This is a genomic window from Enterobacter sp. MGH 16 (genome assembly GCF_000493175.1).
Classification (GTDB): domain Bacteria; phylum Pseudomonadota; class Gammaproteobacteria; order Enterobacterales; family Enterobacteriaceae; genus Enterobacter; species Enterobacter roggenkampii.
Genome location: NZ_KI535695.1, coordinates 1,432,677 through 1,451,928, shown reverse-complemented (window position 1 = coordinate 1,451,928; position 19,252 = coordinate 1,432,677). Strand labels below are relative to the sequence as shown.

Annotated in this window: 18 protein-coding genes; 10 read left to right on the top strand and 8 right to left on the bottom strand. The window is 54.8% G+C overall.

Annotation, left to right across the window (positions count from 1 at the left end; genetic code table 11):
* Nucleotides 1-6 precede the first annotated feature (6 nt).
* A complete protein-coding gene (locus L362_RS15795) occupies nt 7-510 on the bottom strand; it encodes a hypothetical protein (RefSeq protein ID WP_032637998.1) in 504 nt (167 codons plus the stop codon).
* Between the two features lie 138 nt (nt 511-648).
* Here L362_RS15795 and L362_RS15800 point away from each other — a divergent pair, with 138 nt between their 5' ends.
* The 4 genes from L362_RS15800 (at nt 649) to L362_RS15815 (ending at nt 5,723) form a co-directional block, all read left to right on the top strand.
* A complete protein-coding gene (locus L362_RS15800; RefSeq protein WP_023344108.1) occupies nt 649-1,038 on the top strand; it encodes a YdeI family stress tolerance OB fold protein in 390 nt (129 codons plus the stop codon).
* Nucleotides 1,039-1,102: 64 nt separating this feature from the next.
* Nucleotides 1,103-1,987: an SDR family oxidoreductase gene (locus L362_RS15805; protein ID WP_021242539.1), complete on the top strand. Its 885-nt coding sequence runs from the start codon at nt 1,103-1,105 to the stop codon at nt 1,985-1,987.
* A gap of 180 nt (nt 1,988-2,167) precedes the next feature.
* Complete coding sequence (locus tag L362_RS15810; protein ID WP_023344107.1) at nt 2,168-3,091, top strand: LysR substrate-binding domain-containing protein; 924 nt, start codon at nt 2,168-2,170, stop codon at nt 3,089-3,091.
* A 250-nt stretch (nt 3,092-3,341) separates the two neighbouring features.
* A complete protein-coding gene (locus L362_RS15815) occupies nt 3,342-5,723 on the top strand; it encodes a glucose/quinate/shikimate family membrane-bound PQQ-dependent dehydrogenase (protein WP_023344106.1) in 2,382 nt (793 codons plus the stop codon).
* A gap of 118 nt (nt 5,724-5,841) precedes the next feature.
* Here L362_RS15815 and L362_RS15820 read toward each other — a convergent pair whose 3' ends face one another.
* The 3 genes from L362_RS15820 to L362_RS15830 form a co-directional block, all read right to left on the bottom strand.
* Nucleotides 5,842-7,533 (bottom strand): methyl-accepting chemotaxis protein, encoded by a 1,692-nt coding sequence (locus tag L362_RS15820; RefSeq protein WP_023344105.1) that lies wholly within the window; start codon nt 7,531-7,533, stop codon nt 5,842-5,844.
* 160 nt (nt 7,534-7,693) lie between these two features.
* Nucleotides 7,694-8,812 (bottom strand): S-(hydroxymethyl)glutathione dehydrogenase/class III alcohol dehydrogenase, encoded by a 1,119-nt coding sequence (locus L362_RS15825; protein WP_023344104.1) that lies wholly within the window; start codon nt 8,810-8,812, stop codon nt 7,694-7,696.
* A 30-nt stretch (nt 8,813-8,842) separates the two neighbouring features.
* Entirely contained in the window at nt 8,843-9,118 is a 276-nt protein-coding gene (locus L362_RS15830) for a metal/formaldehyde-sensitive transcriptional repressor (RefSeq protein WP_021242544.1), read from the bottom strand.
* Between the two features lie 199 nt (nt 9,119-9,317).
* Here L362_RS15830 and L362_RS15835 point away from each other — a divergent pair, with 199 nt between their 5' ends.
* Complete coding sequence (locus L362_RS15835) at nt 9,318-9,941, top strand: hypothetical protein (protein ID WP_023344103.1); 624 nt, start codon at nt 9,318-9,320, stop codon at nt 9,939-9,941.
* Complete coding sequence (locus tag L362_RS15840; RefSeq protein WP_023344102.1) at nt 9,938-10,435, top strand: surface-adhesin E family protein; 498 nt, start codon at nt 9,938-9,940, stop codon at nt 10,433-10,435. The genes L362_RS15835 and L362_RS15840 overlap by 4 nt, the downstream gene beginning before the upstream one ends.
* 83 nt (nt 10,436-10,518) lie before the next feature.
* Here L362_RS15840 and L362_RS15845 read toward each other — a convergent pair whose 3' ends face one another.
* Nucleotides 10,519-11,448, bottom strand: a complete 930-nt coding sequence (locus tag L362_RS15845) for a LysR family transcriptional regulator (RefSeq protein ID WP_023344101.1) — start codon at nt 11,446-11,448, stop codon at nt 10,519-10,521.
* Between the two features lie 90 nt (nt 11,449-11,538).
* Between L362_RS15845 and L362_RS15850 the strand changes: the two genes are divergently transcribed.
* The 3 genes from L362_RS15850 to L362_RS15860 all read left to right on the top strand — a co-directional run bounded on the left by L362_RS15850 (nt 11,539) and on the right by L362_RS15860 (nt 13,200).
* On the top strand, nt 11,539-12,015 hold the full coding sequence (locus L362_RS15850; RefSeq protein WP_023344100.1) for a GNAT family N-acetyltransferase: 477 nt from the start codon (nt 11,539-11,541) through the stop codon (nt 12,013-12,015).
* Between the two features lie 124 nt (nt 12,016-12,139).
* Nucleotides 12,140-12,808 carry an epoxyqueuosine reductase QueH gene (locus L362_RS15855; protein ID WP_008502293.1) on the top strand — a complete coding sequence of 223 codons (669 nt, stop codon included), beginning with the start codon at nt 12,140-12,142 and terminating at the stop codon, nt 12,806-12,808.
* Between the two features lie 119 nt (nt 12,809-12,927).
* The gene (locus L362_RS15860; RefSeq protein ID WP_008502294.1) at nt 12,928-13,200 is read left to right on the top strand and encodes an ElaB/YgaM/YqjD family protein; all 273 of its coding nucleotides are present in this window, start codon (nt 12,928-12,930) and stop codon (nt 13,198-13,200) included.
* A 29-nt stretch (nt 13,201-13,229) separates the two neighbouring features.
* On the opposite strand, the gene L362_RS15865 is transcribed toward L362_RS15860, so the two are convergent.
* Nucleotides 13,230-14,693, bottom strand: a complete 1,464-nt coding sequence (locus tag L362_RS15865) for an EAL domain-containing protein (RefSeq protein ID WP_023344099.1) — start codon at nt 14,691-14,693, stop codon at nt 13,230-13,232.
* Nucleotides 14,694-14,969: 276 nt separating this feature from the next.
* Between L362_RS15865 and L362_RS15870 the strand changes: the two genes are divergently transcribed.
* Nucleotides 14,970-15,854: a helix-turn-helix domain-containing protein gene (locus tag L362_RS15870; protein WP_023327430.1), complete on the top strand. Its 885-nt coding sequence runs from the start codon at nt 14,970-14,972 to the stop codon at nt 15,852-15,854.
* Between the two features lie 35 nt (nt 15,855-15,889).
* Here the strand turns inward: L362_RS15870 and L362_RS15875 are convergent, their stop codons facing one another.
* Both L362_RS15875 and L362_RS15880 read right to left on the bottom strand, forming a co-directional pair.
* Nucleotides 15,890-17,065 (bottom strand): HlyD family type I secretion periplasmic adaptor subunit, encoded by a 1,176-nt coding sequence (locus L362_RS15875; protein WP_023344098.1) that lies wholly within the window; start codon nt 17,063-17,065, stop codon nt 15,890-15,892.
* Complete coding sequence (locus tag L362_RS15880) at nt 17,062-19,242, bottom strand: type I secretion system permease/ATPase (protein WP_023344097.1); 2,181 nt, start codon at nt 19,240-19,242, stop codon at nt 17,062-17,064. The genes L362_RS15875 and L362_RS15880 overlap by 4 nt, the downstream gene beginning before the upstream one ends.
* Nucleotides 19,243-19,252: the final 10 nt, after the last annotated feature.

Sequence of the window (19,252 nt, the reverse complement as noted above, 5' to 3'; positions counted from 1 at the left end):
AGCCTCCTACGGGTAAATAAATTGCCAGAGGGTGATCTCCGGCTCGTTGTTTACGCGGATGACCGAGTTCCATTTACCGGCCCGGGACGGTGTGGTAAAGAGTAATACCGAAAAGTTATCCGTCTTTTTCAGGTTGTGATAAACAAAATAGAGGCTGTTTCCGTGGCTGAACATGGCGTCCGGCTGGGGCCAGACGCTGCCTGGATCATACGCCTCGCTACTCTCGCTGGTGACGCTGAGGGTATAGGTCCCCTCCGTTTTCACCGGAAACGCAAGCTGTATCCGTGTCTCCGTCTCCCGCCGCCCGAAGCGCTCATAGTTTATGGTCAGCGACTTAGCGGAATTTGTTTTTACCGTATCGCTGACTATTCCGCTTGAAAACAGACCGGCAATGGCGGCAACGATAATACCTAACAGAACAATAAACCCCACCTGACGAAACGCGTATTCAAACGTCAGCAAGCGATATCTTTCCTCTATCCCGGGTAACTTTTCATTTTCACGCTTCATGGCCATCGTCACCGTTTCGCTTATTATCCGATAATTTTGATTTCTAACGCGATTGTTTTTAGGACTTATCACATTTGCCACATAAAGGAATAGCAACAATACTTAATAAGTCAAGACACCCAAAATGAAGGATATCCGATGAAATTATCGCTTATTTCCGCTTTTTTGATATTTCTGGTTCCGGCCGCATGGGCAGATAATAACGGCGGGTTACAAAAAGGTGAAGCCCCGCCGCCGCCCCACGCCCTGGATAGCGGATATCGCGGAACCGATGACGCGCGTATTATGACCATCGATCAGGCAAAACAACTGCACGACGGTGCGACCATTTCATTACGCGGTAATCTTATTGACGGTAGCGGCGATAAGTTTGTATTTCAGGATAAAACCGGAAAAATCGACGTTATTATTCCCCAGGCAGTCTTCGACGGCAGAACGGTAAAACCCGACCAGATGATCAACATCAACGGTTCGCTTGATAAAAAATCATCTCCTGCCGTCGTCCGTGTCGATCGTTTGCAGAAATAATTCAGCGAAGCGTTAACGCTGCAGTTATCCATCAAATCTCACCCCTTGGCTTAAGGAGTCAGCTATGAGTGATACCCAACAACGTACGAACGCTTACCCGCAGCCCCCGTTCCCGGAACAGCCGCAAACGCCACCGGGACTGGCATCCGAAATGCAACCTGTACCCGACCACGGGGAAACTAGCTACAAAGGGCATGGCCGCCTGGCCGGTAAAAAAGCGCTGATCACCGGCGGTGACTCGGGTATCGGTCGCGCAGTGGCCATCGCCTATGCCCGTGAAGGTGCAGACGTGGCCATTAACTACCTGCCTGAAGAGGAAAAAGACGCCGCGGAGGTCATCGACCTGATCAAAGCCGAAGGCCGGAATGCCGTCGCGCTGCCGGGTGACGTTCGGGACGAAACCTTCTGCCAGAATCTGGTCGAAGAAGCCGTCTCGAAGCTGGGCGGGCTGGATATTCTGGTCAATAACGCCGGTCGTCAGCAGTTCCGTGAATCCCTTGAAGAGCTGACTACCGAAGATTTTGACGCGACGTTTAAAACCAACGTCTATGCCCCCTTCTGGATCACAAAGGCGGCGCTGCGCCACCTGAAAGCCTCGTCCGTTATCATTAATACCTCCTCCGTTCAGGCCGTGAAGCCGAGCCCGGTGCTGCTGGACTACGCCCAGACCAAAGCCTGCCTGGCGGTATTTACCAAATCCTTAGCCAAGCAGCTGGGTCCGAAAGGCATTCGCGTCAACGCGGTCGCTCCCGGACCTTACTGGACGGTACTGCAATCCAGCGGCGGCCAGCCGATGGAAAAAGTGAAGGAGTTTGGCGGCGATACCCCGCTGGGACGTCCGGGTCAGCCCGTCGAGATTGCCCCGCTGTACGTCACGCTGGCCTCGGATGAATGTTCATTTACCTCCGGCCAGGTATGGTGTTCTGACGGCGGTGACGGCGTGATCTGACCCCTTAACCCTCCCTCTCTGCAGTGAGCAATAAATGAACAAGGATGTTCACTTTTCTTCCCCTGCCGAAAAACATGTTGTAACTCAAACAGATCAAATGTTAAAAATATTTTGCTATCAAGTTATCAAAATTAAACAACTTAGCTTGTCACCCGCATCGCTCTGTTTTTAACATCGCCTATGGAAAAAAATGGTCTGTTCAGTCAGCGCATACGCTTGCGCCATTTGCATACATTTGTGGCCGTCGCTCAACAGGGAACGCTGGGGCGTGCGGCTGAAACTCTTAACCTGAGCCAGCCTGCGCTCTCGAAAACCCTCAACGAGCTTGAACAGCTGACCGGCGCCCGTCTTTTTGACCGGGGTCGGCTGGGGGCGCAGCTTACCATCGTGGGCGAACAGTTCCTTACGCACGCCGTCAAAGTGCTGGATGCGCTCAATACCGCAGGCCAGTCCCTGCACCGAAAAGAAGAACACACCAGCGAGGTCGTCCGCGTCGGGGCACTGCCCACCGCCGCGCTGGGCATTCTTCCGCCGGTGATTGGCCAGTTCCACAAGCAGCAACGGCATACCACGATCCAGGTTGCCACCATGAATAACACCATGCTGCTCGCGGGGCTGAAATCGGGCGAGCTGGATATCGGGATTGGCCGCATGTCCGACCCTGAACTGATGGGCGGTCTCAATTACGAGCTGCTGTTCCTGGAGTCCCTGAAGCTGGTGGTTCGTCCCGATCACCCTCTGCTGCAGGACACGGTGACGTTAAGCCGCGTCATGGAGTGGCCGGTGGTGGTGTGCCCGAAAGGGACCGTCCCGCGTCAGACCGCCGAAATCTTGCTGCAAATGCAGGGGTGTACGCTGCCCTCAGGGTGTATCGAAACGCTGTCAGCCTCGCTTTCACGCCAGCTCACCCTCGACTATGACTACGTCTGGTTCGTTCCCTCCGGCGCGGTAAAAGATGATTTGCGCCAGGGCACGCTGACCGCTCTCCCGGTAACGGCCCCCGGCGCTGGTGAACCTATCGGCATTTTGACCCGGGTAGATACCCCGCTTTCCACCGGCGCGCAAACGCTGCTGAGCGCCATCCGTAAATCGATGCCGGTTTAATACCCCTCACCCTAACCCTCTCCCCTAAAGGGGCGAGGGAACAGACCTGCGCGTTAATCAAATAATGCGAAATCATTCATTAACAATTGCGTAAAACAATTTAACAGTTTTATCATAGCCGTGAATTCACCAAATGGTTCACAAACGGTTTGAAAAAAACGAATTCACCCGTACTAATCATCAATCCCACCGCATTTATTACCCAACTGGTACATACCCGACACGGCGGCGGGATCTAAAGGAGAGAGAAATGGCATTTGGCAGCGCGCCACGTGGAATACCGCGTATTCTGCAGTGGCTTCTTGCCGGACTGATGATGCTCATCGGTCTGGCGGTCGGCGGGTTGGGCTTTAAGCTCGCCACCGTAGGCGGGAGTAGTTACTTCCTGATAATGGGCGTGGCAATGGTGATTGCCGCGATCCTGATTTTCCTCAACCGCACCAGCGGGATCCTGCTTTACGGCATCGCGTTTATTGCCTCGCTGTTCTGGGCGGTAAGCGATGCGGGCTGGGATTTCTGGCCGCTCTTCTCCCGCCTGTTTACCTTTGCCGTGCTGGCGTTCCTGTGCGCCATCGTCTGGCCCTTCCTGCGTGCGGCAAACCACACTGCACCAAACAAAGCCCCCGCTTTTGGCGTCGCGGCGCTGCTCGCGGTGGCCATGCTGGTCAGCCTCGGCTGGATGTTTAAGCCGCAAACCCTTGTGGCAGCGAACGAGCCCGTGCCGGTGAAACCCGTCGCACCCGGCGAGCAGCAAAAGAACTGGGAGCACTGGGGCAACACCACCCACGGTGACCGATTCGCCGCGCTGGACCAGATTAACAAGCAAAACGTCAGCTCGCTGAAAGTCGCGTGGGTTGCGCACACCGGCGATATTCCGCAGAGCAACGGCTCGGGTGCGGAAGATCAGAACACGCCGCTGCAGATTGGCGACACGCTGTATGTCTGTACGCCGTACAGTAAAGTGCTGGCGCTGGACGTGGATTCCGGTAAAGAAAAATGGCGCTACGATTCCAAAGCCACGGCCCCTAACTGGCAGCGCTGTCGCGGTCTGGGCTATTTTGAAGACCACTCCACCGTGACAACGTCACAGGCAGAAACACAGCCAGCGGCATGTCCTCGCCGTCTGTTCCTGCCCACCACCGATGCCCGTCTGATTGCCATCAACGCGGATACCGGCAAGGTCTGCGACGACTTCGGTGACCATGGAACCGTGGATCTGAGCGTCGGCATGGGTGAGATTAAGCCCGGATATTATCAGCAAACCTCGACGCCGCTGGTGGCCGGGAACGTCGTTGTCGTCGGCGGTCGCGTCGCGGATAACTACTCGACCGGCGAGCCGCCGGGCGTGGTTCGCGCCTACGACGTTCACACCGGTAAGCTGGCCTGGGCATGGGATCCGGGTAATCCGAACCTGACCGGCCTGCCGCCGGAAGGCCAGACCTACACCCGCGGCACGCCGAACGTCTGGTCAGCGATGTCCTACGACGCCAAACTGAACCTGATCTACCTGCCAACCGGCAACGCCACGCCAGACTTCTGGGCGGGCGAGCGTACCGCGCTGGACGATAAGTACAGTTCCTCCATCGTCGCCGTCGACGCGGCCACCGGCCAGGTCCGCTGGCATTTCCAGACCACCCACCACGACCTGTGGGACTTTGACCTGCCTTCCCAGCCGCTGCTGTACGACCTGCCTGACGGCAAGGGCGGCACCACGCCTGTGCTGGTGCAGACCAGCAAGCAGGGCATGATCTTCATGCTTAACCGCGAAACCGGCAAGCCGGTGGCGAAGGTCGAGGAACGCCCTGTCCCGGCGGGTAACGTTGAAGGTGAACGCTACTCCCCAACCCAGCCGTACTCTGTTGGCATGCCGATGATTGGCAACCAGACGCTGACCGAGTCCGACATGTGGGGCGCGACGCCAGTCGACCTGCTGCTGTGCCGCATTCAGTTTAAAGAGATGCGTCATCAGGGCGTCTTCACTCCACCGGGTCTTGACCGTTCCCTGCAGTTCCCTGGCTCACTCGGCGGGATGAACTGGGGCAGCGTCTCCGTTGACCCGAACAACAGCCTGATGTTCGTCAACGATATGCGTCTGGGTCTGGCAAACTACATGGTGCCGCGCGCGAACGTGGCGAAAGATGCCAGCGGCATCGAGATGGGGATTGTCCCGATGGACGGCACGCCGTTCGGTGCGATGCGCGAGCGCTTCCTGTCGCCGCTGGGCATTCCGTGCCAGAAGCCGCCGTTTGGCACCATGTCGGCCGTTGACCTGAAAACCGGCAAGCTGGTGTGGCAGGTTCCTGTTGGCACGGTGGAAGATACCGGCCCGCTGGGCATTCGCATGCACATGCCAATCCCAATCGGCATGCCGACGCTTGGGGCATCGCTCTCGACCCAGTCTGGCCTGCTGTTCTTTGCCGGCACCCAGGATTTCTACCTGCGCGCGTTTGATACCGCCACCGGGAAAGAGATCTGGAAAGACCGCCTGCCGGTCGGCAGCCAGTCCGGCCCGATGACCTACGTGTCGCCGAAAACCGGTAAGCAGTACATCATCATTAACGCCGGTGGCGCCCGCCAGTCGCCGGATCGCGGTGATTACGTTATCGCGTACGCGTTACCTGACAAGAAATAAGATGTGAAAAAGGGACCGAAAGGTCCCTTTTTTTTGCCCGGTGGCGCTACGCTTACGCGGGCCTACAAATACAAGTAGGTCGGGTAAGGCGAAGCCGCCACCCGACAAAACACGCGACTCAGAACGTCTCCCAGTTATCCCCCGAAACTGTCGCCGCCGGGCGCAACGGCGCGCTCGTCGCCACTGGCGCTGACGCCACCGCGCGGTTCGGCTTCGCACCGCTCAGACGAAACGCCCCAACCGCCTCGGTCAGACGCGCGCCCTGTTCTTCCAGAGACGCCGCCGCTGCGGAGGCTTCTTCCACCAGCGAGGCGTTCTGCTGGGTCACTTTATCCATCTCCGAAATCGCCTGGCTCACCTGGACGATACCGCGACTCTGCTCATCGGACGCCGCGGCAATCTCCAGCATGATGTCGGTGACGCGCTTCACCGCGTCGACGATCTCATTCATGGTGTTACCGGCGGCAACAACTTCACCGGACCCCTGATCGATCAGCGAAACCGATTCGTTGATCAGGCTTTCGATTTCTTTTGCGGCATTCGCACTGCGGCTTGCCAGGGTGCGCACTTCACTGGCCACCACGGCAAATCCGCGCCCCTGTTCACCCGCCCGCGCCGCTTCTACCGCCGCGTTAAGCGCCAGGATATTGGTCTGGAAGGCAATGCTGTTAATCACGGCGGTGATTTCAGAGATCTTCTTCGAGCTGCTGGAGATATTGCCCATGGTTTTCACCACGCCGGAGACCATCTGGCCGCCGCGGGTGGCTTTCCCGGAGGCATCTTCCGCCAGCTTGCTGGCATGATGGGCGTTATCCGCGTTCTGCTTCACCGTCGCGGTCAGCTGTTCCATGCTGGCGGCGGTTTGCTCGATGGCGGCAGCCTGCTGCTCGGTGCGGGAAGAGAGATCGGTGTTACCGGCAGAGATCTCGCTGGTGCCGCGGTAAATCTCCTCCGCCCCCTGACGCACGGTGCCGACCGTTTTTTCAAGCGAGTGCTGCATGGTTTGCAGATCGCGCGTCAGGCGGCCAATTTCGCTGCGCCCGGCCACGTCGTCCGGCATCGTCAGGTCGCCCTTAGCGATATTCTCGATACGTTTCGCTGCCCGCTGCAGCGGATTGATTACCGTGCGGCGCAGCACGACAAAGGTCATCGCCGTCAGCACCAGCGCCAGCGCAAACGCGCCCACCATAAACATCAGGCCCAGCTGCGTGCGGCTGTGCGCCTGCGCCGTTAGCGCATTGGCACGGTCGGTACGGATCTTAATCGCCTTCAGCAGTACGGCGTTGTACGCGTCGTCCAGCGGACGCGCCGTTTCGTTTTCGTGGTTGATGATCGCCTCGAACATGCCGTTTTTGGCGAATTTGACCATCGGCTGCATGCCCGCGATATAGGCGTCATACCGGGTCTTAAGCTCCGCATCCAGCGCTGCGCCCTCGGCGGTACGCACGGCGCGATTCATGTAGGCGGTAAAGCTCTCCTGAGACTGCTTAATGCGCGTTTCCGCCTCGCTGATGTTCTGCTTCATCGCATCCATCTCTGCGATACGGCTTGCCGCACCGGCGTGGATCAGATTGATACGCGCGGTTCGCAGATGGTTTGAGCTGTTCGACAGCCCCATACGCACCTGAATTTCAGCTGTGACATCCTGCTGATCGTTATCGGCCTGCAGCAGGAAATACCCTGCCAGACCCGAGCTCAAGGCAAACAGAAGAATAATGCCACCGAGAATGGAGGAAAACAGCGGAACCAGCCTGATGTGATGCAAGAAGCCCAGCTTGCGCTGCGCCAGCATCGAAGTAGTGTTGTCCATGACCGTCGACTCTCTTGTAGGTAAGATGCGTAAAAACACGCCTGTTAAATAGTCATCGGCACGGCAGAGATTTAGATTACGGCTAAAAACGCCGCACTGGTCACACTTTAGAGAAGATTATTAAAGAAATGCCAGCGGCGAAAAACCGCTGGCAGAAGAGTTACTTGTCGCCGAAATGGATAACGGTACGGATGGATTTTCCTTCGTGCATCAGATCAAACGCCTCGTTGATCTGCTCCAGCGGTAAGCGATGGGTAATGAACGGATCGAGCTGAATCTTGCCGACCATCGCATCTTCAACCATCCCCGGAAGCTGGGTACGGCCCTTCACGCCGCCAAACGCGGAACCGCGCCATACGCGCCCGGTGACCAGCTGGAATGGACGGGTTTTAATCTCCTGGCCCGCACCGGCCACGCCAATGATGATGCTCTCACCCCAGCCTTTGTGGCAGCACTCCAGCGCGGAACGCATCACGTTGACGTTGCCGATACACTCGAAGCTGAAGTCCACGCCGCCGTCGGTCATCTCAACGATGACGTCCTGAATCGGCTTCTCGTGATCTTTCGGGTTCACAAAATCGGTCGCGCCCATTTCACCCGCCAGCCTGAATTTCTCCGGGTTGGTATCGACCGCAATGATACGACCGGCCTTCGCCTGCACCGCGCCCTGAATCACCGCCAGACCAATGCCGCCGAGACCGAACACCGCCACGGTATCTCCCTCTTTGACTTTTGCGGTGTTATGCACCGCGCCAATACCGGTGGTCACGCCGCAGCCCAGCAGGCAGACTTTATCCAGCGGCGCCTGCGGGTTCACCTTCGCCAGCGAGATCTCCGCGCAAACGGTGTATTCGCTGAAGGTGCTGGTGCCCATGTAGTGATAAACCGGCTCGCCGTTGTACGAGAAACGGGTCGTCCCGTCGGGCATCAGCCCTTTCCCCTGGGTGGCGCGAACGGCCTGGCAGAGGTTAGTTTTGCCGGATTTACAGAACTTACACTCGCCACATTCCGCGGTGTACAGCGGGATCACGTGATCGCCCGGCTTCAGGCTGGTCACGCCCTCGCCCACTTCCACCACAATCCCGCCGCCTTCATGGCCGAGCACCGCCGGGAAGACGCCTTCCGGGTCGTCGCCCGAGAGCGTAAACGCATCGGTATGACATACGCCGGTATGGGTGATTTTGATCAGCACTTCGCCTTTCTTCGGCTGTGCCACGTCAATTTCAACGATTTTGAGCGGCTGGCCGGGGCCAAATGCAACTGCAGCGCGAGATTTCATATGTCTTCCCTTCTTGTCAGGTATGTGGTTTTATTTTAGATAAGAGCGCAGTAAATGGCCGACTTCCGCCATGCGAACGGCACGCTGATCCGGCGTGGTTTCCCCCGCTACCAGCTCATCTTTGAGGTGAATTTCAACCATTTCGCCCATCAGGCCATTGGCAGCCCCGCGCACGGCGGCAATTTGCTGCAGGATGGCCAGACAGGGGTCGCCCGACTCCAGCGCGCGTTCCAGGGCATCAACCTGGCCCCGAATGCGGCGGACGCGGGTAAGAATACGTTTTTTATCTTCGGGTGAATGCGGCATACGCCCTCCTGATACTATAGGGGGGTATGGTACCTATTTTGTTACCGCTGTGTAAACCTAAAGATGAGAGGGTTGAGGTTTTGTACAAAACTCGGGGGAGGCATTGAATACGCCAGATAACAAAGCAAAATAAAAAGCGTAAAGTCTCATTCTGATAAGCCGATAAAAATAGGGTCTTTTTTTAATATAGGGATATTACATGCGTAAACTCATCTCCTCCATTGGGCTCATAGCAGGTATGGCTGTAGCCACACCCGCGGTTCACGCCAGCACGTTGACACAAACGTTGACCCGCTGCGACTCAACCTTTTTCAACGAGATTTATCATCAGCGAGCCAAACTCAGCCGCGTAGCCCCCTTAACGCTCAACAAGCATTCGCAGGCCTGGTTCAAAGCCCCTGAAGACGGCAATCGCACCATCTGGTTTGCTCAACCGCTGCATGAATTAAATCTGACGGTATCGGGATATTACCTGCAAACCAGCAATCTCGATGAAATCAATTACGGTAAGTACTATTACTGGGGACTCATTTTCAAAGAGTCACAAGAAGAAGTGATTTCCAGACTTGATCATTTGTCCTGGAAAAAGGCGGGAGATGATTATGTTTCTCAGACGATGATTAAAATCAACCCAAACAGTGAGTGGGAAGACAATGCGCAGGCGGTGTCAGGTATTGCTCCGGCAAAAGAAAGTACCGAAAAGCTGTTAATGCTCAGCAAAAGCAAAGACGGGACATTATTGCTCTGTACCGTTCAGGGAAATGTAACGCCTGACATGCTGACGACATTACGACCTGATTTATCCGCAGGGGATGCGAAATGAAAAAGCTAACATGGCTGGTATTACTTATGCTGACAGGTTGTACCGGGACAAGTAAACCCCAGCCCCAGTCCATCCCCAAGCCACCGGCAGGCGTCATAAAAATCCTTGAAGATAAAAGAATTGCTTCGTATATCGATTTTCGGGTGATTTCAACTTATCAGGGTAACGATCACTTACGCCGCTTTTATTTCATCAATAACTACGCCGAGCAGACACTCATTATAAAAAATCCTCCCGTCTACATAGCGAGCTCACGGGCAATCGACGTGATTAACTGCGACAAAAACCAGCGTGCCGTTATGGCGCGAACCTATTTTTCGAAACCGTTCGCGGAAGGCGATGTCGTACATGTGACACAGGATGTGGGACAATGGGAAAGTTATCCGAAAGACTCTCTTTTTGGGATAATAGCGGAAAGCATGTGCAGTATTCCCGTTGAAAAACTCAAGCCAGAGCCAGCGAAAGATAATCGAAAACCGTTACTGGATGAATAAAATCTTCAGGACCTAAGCTTCTATGGACAGACTCGCTCTGCTCTATATTAAAGCGCGGGCTGGGCTGTCCGCTAACAAATAGCCTACCGTCCCCTGACAGCCTGCGCCAGCATCTGCAGTTCCTCCTTCAGCCAGCGGGTCGCGCCCCGCTGGCCGCTGCGTTTATGCGAGTAAATTTTCACTCCAAACGTGCGTATCGAGAACGGTAAAGGAAAAATCCTCAGGCCTGCTGCCGCAACCAGCTTCTCAGCGGCGTATCGAGGGATGGCCATCAGCAGGTCGCTTTCCGCTACGATAAACGGTGCGCTGAGCATCGACGGCGTTTTGATCGCGATTTGTCGGGTATAGCCCAGCTGCTCAAGCCGTACGTCAAGAACGCCCTGCTTCTCATTCCATGGCGTCACCACCAGGTGTCGGGCAGCGAGATAATCCTCCAGCGTCAGCCGCGTCCGGCGCGCGTTGCTAATAACCACATACTCATCTTCAAACCAGTCGATCTCTTCCAGTTCCGGGTGCCGGATATCATCCTGAGTGCTGAAGCCCAGCGCCAGATCCACCTCGCCCGCCAGCAGTTCCGTCAGCGCCGGGCTGTGCGGCAGATAGCGCAATTCGAAACGCAAGCCCGGGGCCGCAAGCTGCAGTTTGTGCATCAGCACCGGGAAAATGCACAGCGCGGTAAAGTCCGTTATCGCAATTTGTAAGCACTCCGAACTGCTGGCTGCATCAAACTCCGGCTGCGGGGTCAGCTCATGATTCAGGAACGACAGTGCGGAAGCAATCGAAGGCGCGAGCTGAGAGGCATACACGCTGGGGGACATGCGATGCCCTTCGCGGAAAAACAGCGGGTCGTTCAGGGTGGCACGCAGACGCGACAGCGCATGGCTGAGCGCGGATGTGCTCATCGCCAGCTCGTCAGCGGCCAGGCGAACGGAGCGGTGGCGGTAAATCGCGTCGAAAACGGGCAGCAGGTTTAAATCAAGACGTCTCAGGGCCGGATGCATAATATTCATCATTTGTTGATTTCATTGCACTTAATTCTTCAGACAATACGCCGTATGCTTAACGCCATCAATCAGGACACACGCTAAAAAGCAGGAAAAACAATGAGCATCACCCTTCGTCAGGCACGCCCCGAAGATGCGGCGGCCATTTACGCCATGATTTATGAGCTGGCGGTGTATGAAAAAGCCCCGGAAGAAGTGGTTACCACACCGGAGGAGATCCGGGAAACGCTCTTTAGCGCAGGTACTAAAACCGAAGCGCTGATCGCGGAGTGTGAAGGCAAGATCGCCGGCTATGCCGTGTTCTTCACCAGCTATTCAACCGGGCTTGGCCGCAACGGGATTTATATGGAAGATCTGTATGTTTCCCCAGCTTATCGCGGCCTGGGGGCGGGAAAAGCACTGCTGAAACATATCGCCCAGCTCGCCGTACAACGGCAGTGCGGTCGCCTTGAATGGAGCGTGCTGGACTGGAACCAGCCCGCCATCGATTTTTATCTGAGCATTGGCGCGCTGCCGCAGTCCGAATGGGTGCGCTACCGTCTTGACGGAGAAGCGTTGCTCAAATTTGCCGAGTAGCGGCACGTCATACCCGAGAAGATCCCGCCCCGCGGGATCGCGCTTTCCTGCGTCGATCCCGTCTCAACAGATTATGAATTTATGCTACCCTTCCATAAATTTCATAAACATAGTGCAGAACGCCATGACGACAGCCCCTTTTATCCGCCCTCAACTCACCCTGCCAAACGGCGCTGACAAACTGCTGCTGCACTCCTGCTGCGCCCCCTGCTCCGGTGAAGTGATGGAGGCTATTCAGGCGTCGGGCATTGAGTACACCATTTTCTTCTATAACCCCAATATCCATCCGCAAAAGGAATACCTCATTCGTAAGGAGGAAAATATTCGCTTTGCGGAAAAGCACGGCGTGCCGTTTGTTGATGCCGATTACGACACCGATAACTGGTTTGAGCGCGCAAAAGGTATGGAATGGGAACCCGAGCGCGGCGTCCGCTGCACCATGTGCTTCGATATGCGTTTCGAGCGTACGGCGCTCTATGCGGCAGAAAATGGATTCAGCGTCATCAGCAGCTCGCTGGGGATCTCCCGCTGGAAGAACATGCAGCAGATAAATGACTGCGGCCAGCGTGCGGCGGCGCGCTATCCGGGTATGGTGTACTGGGACTATAATTGGCGTAAACAGGGCGGCTCCTCGCGCATGATTGAGATCAGCAAGCGGGAACAGTTTTACCAGCAGGAATACTGCGGCTGCGTTTATTCGCTCAGGGACAGTAACCTGCACCGTAAGTCACAGGGCCGCCCGCTAATCCGCATTGGGAAACTGTTTTACGGTCAGGATGACAATGAGAAATAACGGGTTCCGGGTATAGAGATATATCCGAAAACCGCCCTTTCAGGTGCCGAATTTAGCCTTTCGCCTGCCGTATCCACAAAGAGCGGCTATCCTTTAACTATCAACAAAAGGAGGCAAAAATGTCTGATTTCGGTACTGATAAAAACACCCAGTTTGCTGAAGACAAAGCAAAAAATAAATTTGATGAACTTGCAGGTTCAGCGCAGCAGCAGTTTGGTGAATTCGTTGATTCACCAAAACATCAGGTTAAAGGTGCTGCTAAAAAATATGCCGCTCAGGCCAGCGATGCCGTTTCCGATGTCACTGAAGCCGTCAGAAATAATCCCCTCACCGGCCTCGTTGCCGCGGGTGCAATCGGTATAGTTCTCGGCTTGTTGCTGGGCCGGAAATAACCCAGGGCCCTTCGGGGCTTTATTTTTTCTTAACTAAACAATCTGACCATGCGGTCTAACTCCTCCTCTTTCACGGCGCGCGATAAATAATATCCCTGAAAGTTCTTGATGCCCAGCTCGACTAATTTCTCAAACTTTTCTTCACTATCAACCCCCTCTGCAATACAGTCCGTTCCGGTCATGTCGCTGTAAACCTGTATCGCTTTAATCAAATTATAGTCATTGTCGTTTGCCACAAAATGCTCAACGATGTCCCGATCCAGCTTAAGCCCATCGAAATGCACCTGGCGCACCGGGAACATGGTTTGATGGTTAGAGAAGCAGTCATCCAGGAACAATCGACACCCCGTATTGCGTAAATGCCGCATGGTTTCAGGGATCCTTTTGTCCTTCGTCACGTCAATATCTTCTGCAAATTCAAAAACCAGCTTTTCGGCCCACTGCGGTTTGAGCAGCATGCCGATGGCTTTCCGTGCCATATCAGGCAAAGCATTCCCGGACGCCAGACGAGGCGGAATATTCACTGAAAAATAGTATTTCCCGTTATACTTATTAATACCTGAAACGGCGGCATGGATGACCAACGCCGTAATTTTCAGCCAGATTTCATGATTGGAAACATCCGTTAAAAAACTGGCAGGCTTGACAATTTTACCGTTTTTATTCCAGCGAATCAGGATTTCAAACCCAACCCCTTTTTTATCTCGATCGGTAATAATCTGATATGCCGGGAATATTTCCCGATTACGTAAAGCATTAAAAATTTCGGCTTCTTTTTCCGTGAGCCCCACTTTTTGACGCGGGTGTTTATCAGGTTTATCTGCTTTAAAATTGTGCGGATCGTGTAACCAGCGCTTAATTAAACGTAATTTAAGCACACCTTCTTTTCGGTGGGTATAAACCGTTTTATTCGACAACCCCATTCTATCGCACATTTCCTTTACGGACATACCACGATAGAAATTTAATAAAACGTCAATCTCTCTTCTTGTTAACCACTTTAGATTTTCTTCAGAGCCAATATCCATGTAGCGTTCGCGTAATACACGTGAACGATCCTTAAAGCTTTTGTAATGGGTATTAAAACAGCCTACTACATCCGAAACGCTGGCTACGCGAATCAATGATAATTGATAACTGTTATTTAAAAGACTGCCCAGCGTGCGGTACAGCCAGCCGTCAGGAATATCACCATACAGGGTGACATGCCGAATAACGGGGAGTGCATTGAGTACCGAGGCCAGTCGCTTCAGGCTTTCCAGGAGATTGACGACACCTTTCCCGAGGAACACCACGATATGGGCATCCTGATTTTTAAGGATATTTTCAACATCCTGTTGGGATGCCTCATCTCCGTTAAAGTGAATTTGGGAAGCGTGGATCCCGTACTTATTGAGGATCGAACAATACCCCTGAAATGTGAAGCCGCAGGCTGAGATGACAAATTTATGTTCATCGCAAACCCCATTTTTGAGAGACATTTTTTGGGTCATAACCTGCTCCTGGGCACCAAAGCGCCATTTCTGTTTGAGTATGCGTAAAATTTATTGCATCTGTTGCGTAGTATAATTTTACAGTAGCACCCAGGGTTAAGAAACTGTTATCAGCCTAATTCACTGGAACATCTTTGCGTTAATCACAAACGTTTAACTATACTTTTCTTTTCAAATAACCACGGCAAATATTTTATTCTCAGGGTATAATGAAAATTCCGAAAAAGAAGACTGGACACTTCATCTATCGGCTCATTCAAATACGAGAAAAATGCTATGGATAATCATATCTCATCCAGGGCCTTGCTACATCGAAGGGATGTCATAAAGAGCAATCCACGATTCGGTGAGGCAATATTAGAGCACTACACAATTAATGACACCATCTACAAAAAGCAACCTTTGTTCTACAAGACAATGCTACAGGAATCACGGTTCAACATTATCCTCTCCATGTGTTGTTTTATTTTTGGCAATCAGGCCGAGTCAGTTTCTGAAATTAAAGAGTTATGTTCTCGCTATAAGATAGCCAGCCCCAACAGCGTTATTGCGATCATTACGATACTCAGAACCACCGGGCGCATCAGGACCTGGCGCTGTACAGAAGACAGACGAAAGACGAGAATCGCGCCAACCGAAAAAGGCCTGAATGAACTAAAGCGTTATATGTCCGGCGCTTTTTTGCCCGTCAGCATTCTATATCCGACATTTAATATTAATGTAAACCTGCTGGATAATGATATTTTGAGAAGCAACTTCTTTCGCCGCGCGGCAGAATATCTTTTTCGTGGATTAACGTTCAGAAAGGTTTTGCCTGAAGTAGGATTATTTATTGATAAAGATGGTGGCCGTATGATTATGCTTTATCTTTACCTGCAGGCTATGAAAAACAAATCCGCCCATGGCGCCGTTATTGACTATTCAGCCAGCACGCTCGCAAAAGAATTTTTTGTATCGCGCATCCACGTCAACCGGATTATCAAATCAGCTCAGGAGGCAGGCTATCTGAAAGATCGGGGTGATGGTCGGCTATCGGTCTATCCGGCGTTTATCGAACTCGTCGAAAATTATGCCGGATTATATTTTGCGTATGTCACGCATTACATCAACGTGGTTCCTAAAGAGCGACGCCACCTTCACAACGTGACGTCAACCGTATAATTCACCAGGCGTTCGGTGTTCCGAACGCCCTTCACCTATCGTTCCCGCAGCGCCTCTTTTGCCTTATTCAGCGGTTTCAACAGATAATCCAGAATGGTTTTGCTGCCGGTTTTAATATCAACGGTGGCAATCATGCCCGGAAAGACCGGGAATTCCTGACCCTGCTTATTGGTCAGATGGTTACTGTCGGTACGAATATAGACGCGATAGTAATAAACATCTCTTTTCACCTCATCCTGCAGGGTGTCCGGTGAAATCATGGTCACTTCCCCTTCCAGCCCGCCGTAAATGGAGTAGTCATAGGCCGTCACTTTCACCAGCGCCTTCTGGCCAGGATGGATAAACGCCACATCGCGCGGCGAAATTTTCGCCTCAATCACCATCTGATCGTCAAGCGGAACCAGACTCATCAGCTTGCCGTTCGGCGGGATGACGCCGCCCACGGTCGTGACGTCAATATCCTTTACGATCCCGCGAACCGGCGCATTGAAGGTCAGTCGGGTCAGGGAGTCTTCCCGACCCTTCATCACCGAACGCTGGGCTTCAATCTCCGCATTGGCTTTCGCCAGCTCTTCGCGAGCGCGGACGTAATACTGGTTTTTCATCTCGGTGATTTTATTCTCAAGCTCATTTTTTTGACGCTCAAGACGCAGCACCTCCACCTTGCTGGCCGCCCCCTGGGTCACCAGCGGACGGGTCAACGACAGCTCGCGTTGCACCAGTTCGGCACCCTGACGTAAACCAGCCAGCCCTTTTTCAAGGCTCTCGCGACGGGACTGGTAGAGCGCCGTTTCCTGCTTAACCAGCTCAACGTCGTCATCCAGCTCCTCGGGAAACGTCAGCTCCGTGTCGTTAACTTCGGCCTTCAGGCGTGCCGCCGTGGCCAGCGCCGCATTCAGACGCGACTCGCTCTCCAGCACGCTCGACTCGGTTTTTGTCCGATCAAGCTGCGCGAGCTGCTGGCCGCGCTCGACGATGTCGCCTTCGCGCACCATCAGGCTGTGGATAATGCCGCCTTCCAGGGACTGGATGACCTGCTCATGAGAAGACGGTATCACCTTACCGCTGCCGGTCGTCACCTCATCAAGATGGAACAGGCTCGCCCAGGCGATAAACGCCGCCAGCAGGGCGAACAGCGACCATGCCACCAGCGTGGATCGCGGAAGGCGCGGCTCATTCAGTCGGCTATTAAAACGGGAGAAATCATTCATGCCGCGCCCTCCTCTGCAACCGCCGCCGGTTTCATGGTCACGGTGCGCTGTGCTGTCTTTTGCGGCGCCATACCGTGCTGGTGCAGGATGGCGTCGCGCGGGCCGTCCATCACCACCTTGCCGTTTTCCAGCACGATGATGCGGTCGACCAGGTCCAGAATCGGCAGGCGATGCGTGGCCACCACCAGCGTCCGGCGTTTACCCAGCCATGTGTGAAGATGCTGAATAAACTGCTTCTCGCTCATTTCGTCCAGCCAGGCGGTAGGCTCGTCCAGCAGCAGAATAGTCGGCGAGGTGATCAGGGCGCGCGCCAGCAAAAGTGCCTGACGCTGACCGCCGGAGAGGCCCGTTCCGCCCTCGTTGATGATGGTGTTCAACCCCATTTTCTGTTTGCGCACAAACTCCAGCGCGCCGCTGTTGACCAGCGCCTGGTGAATGTCATCGTCGGTCGCCAGCGGGTTACCCATCAGGATGTTGTCCCGCACGGTGCCAAAGAACAGACGGGCCTGCTGGCTCAGCAGCTGCATGTCGCGACGCACGTCGGCCGGATCAAGATGATTAAGGGCAATATCGTCCAGCAGAATGCTGCCCTGCTGCGGCTCCTGCATGCCCGCCAGAAGCTGAAGCAACGTGCTTTTGCCGGAGCCATTGCGCCCGAGCACCGCCACGCGTTCTCCGGCGCGGATCTGCAGCTTGCTGATGTTGAGCACGGTGAGTTTCTCTTCCTCGTCGTAATAAAACCCGACGTCCTCAAGCGCATAGTCGCCGCGCAGGTGGGCTTTGTGCACCTTCTTGCCGTGCTGCGGATCGTCAATCGGCCGCTGCATCAGGTCGTCCAGCCCCTTGCGGGCAACTTTTGCCGACTGCCAGCGCGAGAGCACGCCTGAGATCTGCGACAGCGGCGCAATGGTCCGCGACGCCAGAATCGAGGTGCCCACCAGCGCACCGGTGGTCATGTCACCGCTGATGACCAGATAGCAGCCCACCAGCAGCACCACCGCGTAAACAATGGACTGCACCTCCTGCGTCCAGGTGAGCAGCAGGCCCGTCAGCCAGCGCTGCTTCATGCCGACGCTGGCGGCGACGTCGTTGGTGTTATTCCACTGGTTCTGGAAACGCTGCTCGGCGCGCATCAGCTTGATGTCTTCAATGCCCTGCACCGCTTCCACCAGCGTGGCGTTACGAATGGCGGATTCACGCATCCCTTCGCTGGAGAGTTTCCCCAGCGGGCGCTGCACCAGCAGGCCCGGAATAAGCAACAGCGGCACGGCGAGCAGGACCACCAGCACCAGCGGACCGCCAATCATCCACAGAATGAAGACGAACAGCAGGAAGAACGGCAGATCGGAGAGGGCCGCAATGGTCGTCGAGGTGATCAGCTCGCGCACCGACTCCAGCTCGCGGATCTGCGCGATAAACGATCCGGTTGATTTTGAGCGTGCGCCGTTTTTAATCCGCAGCGCGTGGGCAAAGACGCGTTCAGAGATGCGCAGATCGGCGCGCTTCCCCACCACGTCAGAAATGTGCACGCGCAGCATGCGCATGATGAATTCGAACACGATGGCAATCATCACGCCGCCGAACAGCACCCACAACGTGGCTTCTGACTGCGACGGTACCACCCTGTCGTAGACCTGCATGGAGAAGACCATGCTGGAAAGCGCCAGCACGTTGGCGACCAGCGCCACCAGCATAATGTCGCCGTAGCGTCGCCAGTCCTTCAGCGCCAGCTGCCAGAACCAGTTTTTTTCATACGGTTTGATGTAGTCATCCACGCGGGCATCCGGCGTGGACTCGAGCGGGCGCAGCACCATCAGGCCCTTTAATCGCGACCCGAGCGCCTCGCGCGTCAGCGTCGTCTCCAGGCCGCCGTCGCCGCTGAACTGCAGGCTGACGTTGCCTTCGTTGTCCATGCGGTTGATCACCGCAATCTGCCCGCCGGTGAATTCTGCCAGCAGCGGCAGGCGCCAAGGATCGAGGGATGCCGCTTCCGCCGCCACCACACGCATCCCCAGCCCAAGCTGGCGCGCCATCTCCTCCAGCACCAGCTGGCGCGGCGACTGGCTTTCATGATTAATCGTGACCCGAACGTGCTCCACCGAAAAGTCCAGCCGGTAGTGCTTCGCGATGATGAGCATGCCCTGCAGCCAGGGTTCGTACTGTGGATGTGTCTTCATAATCTCCGGG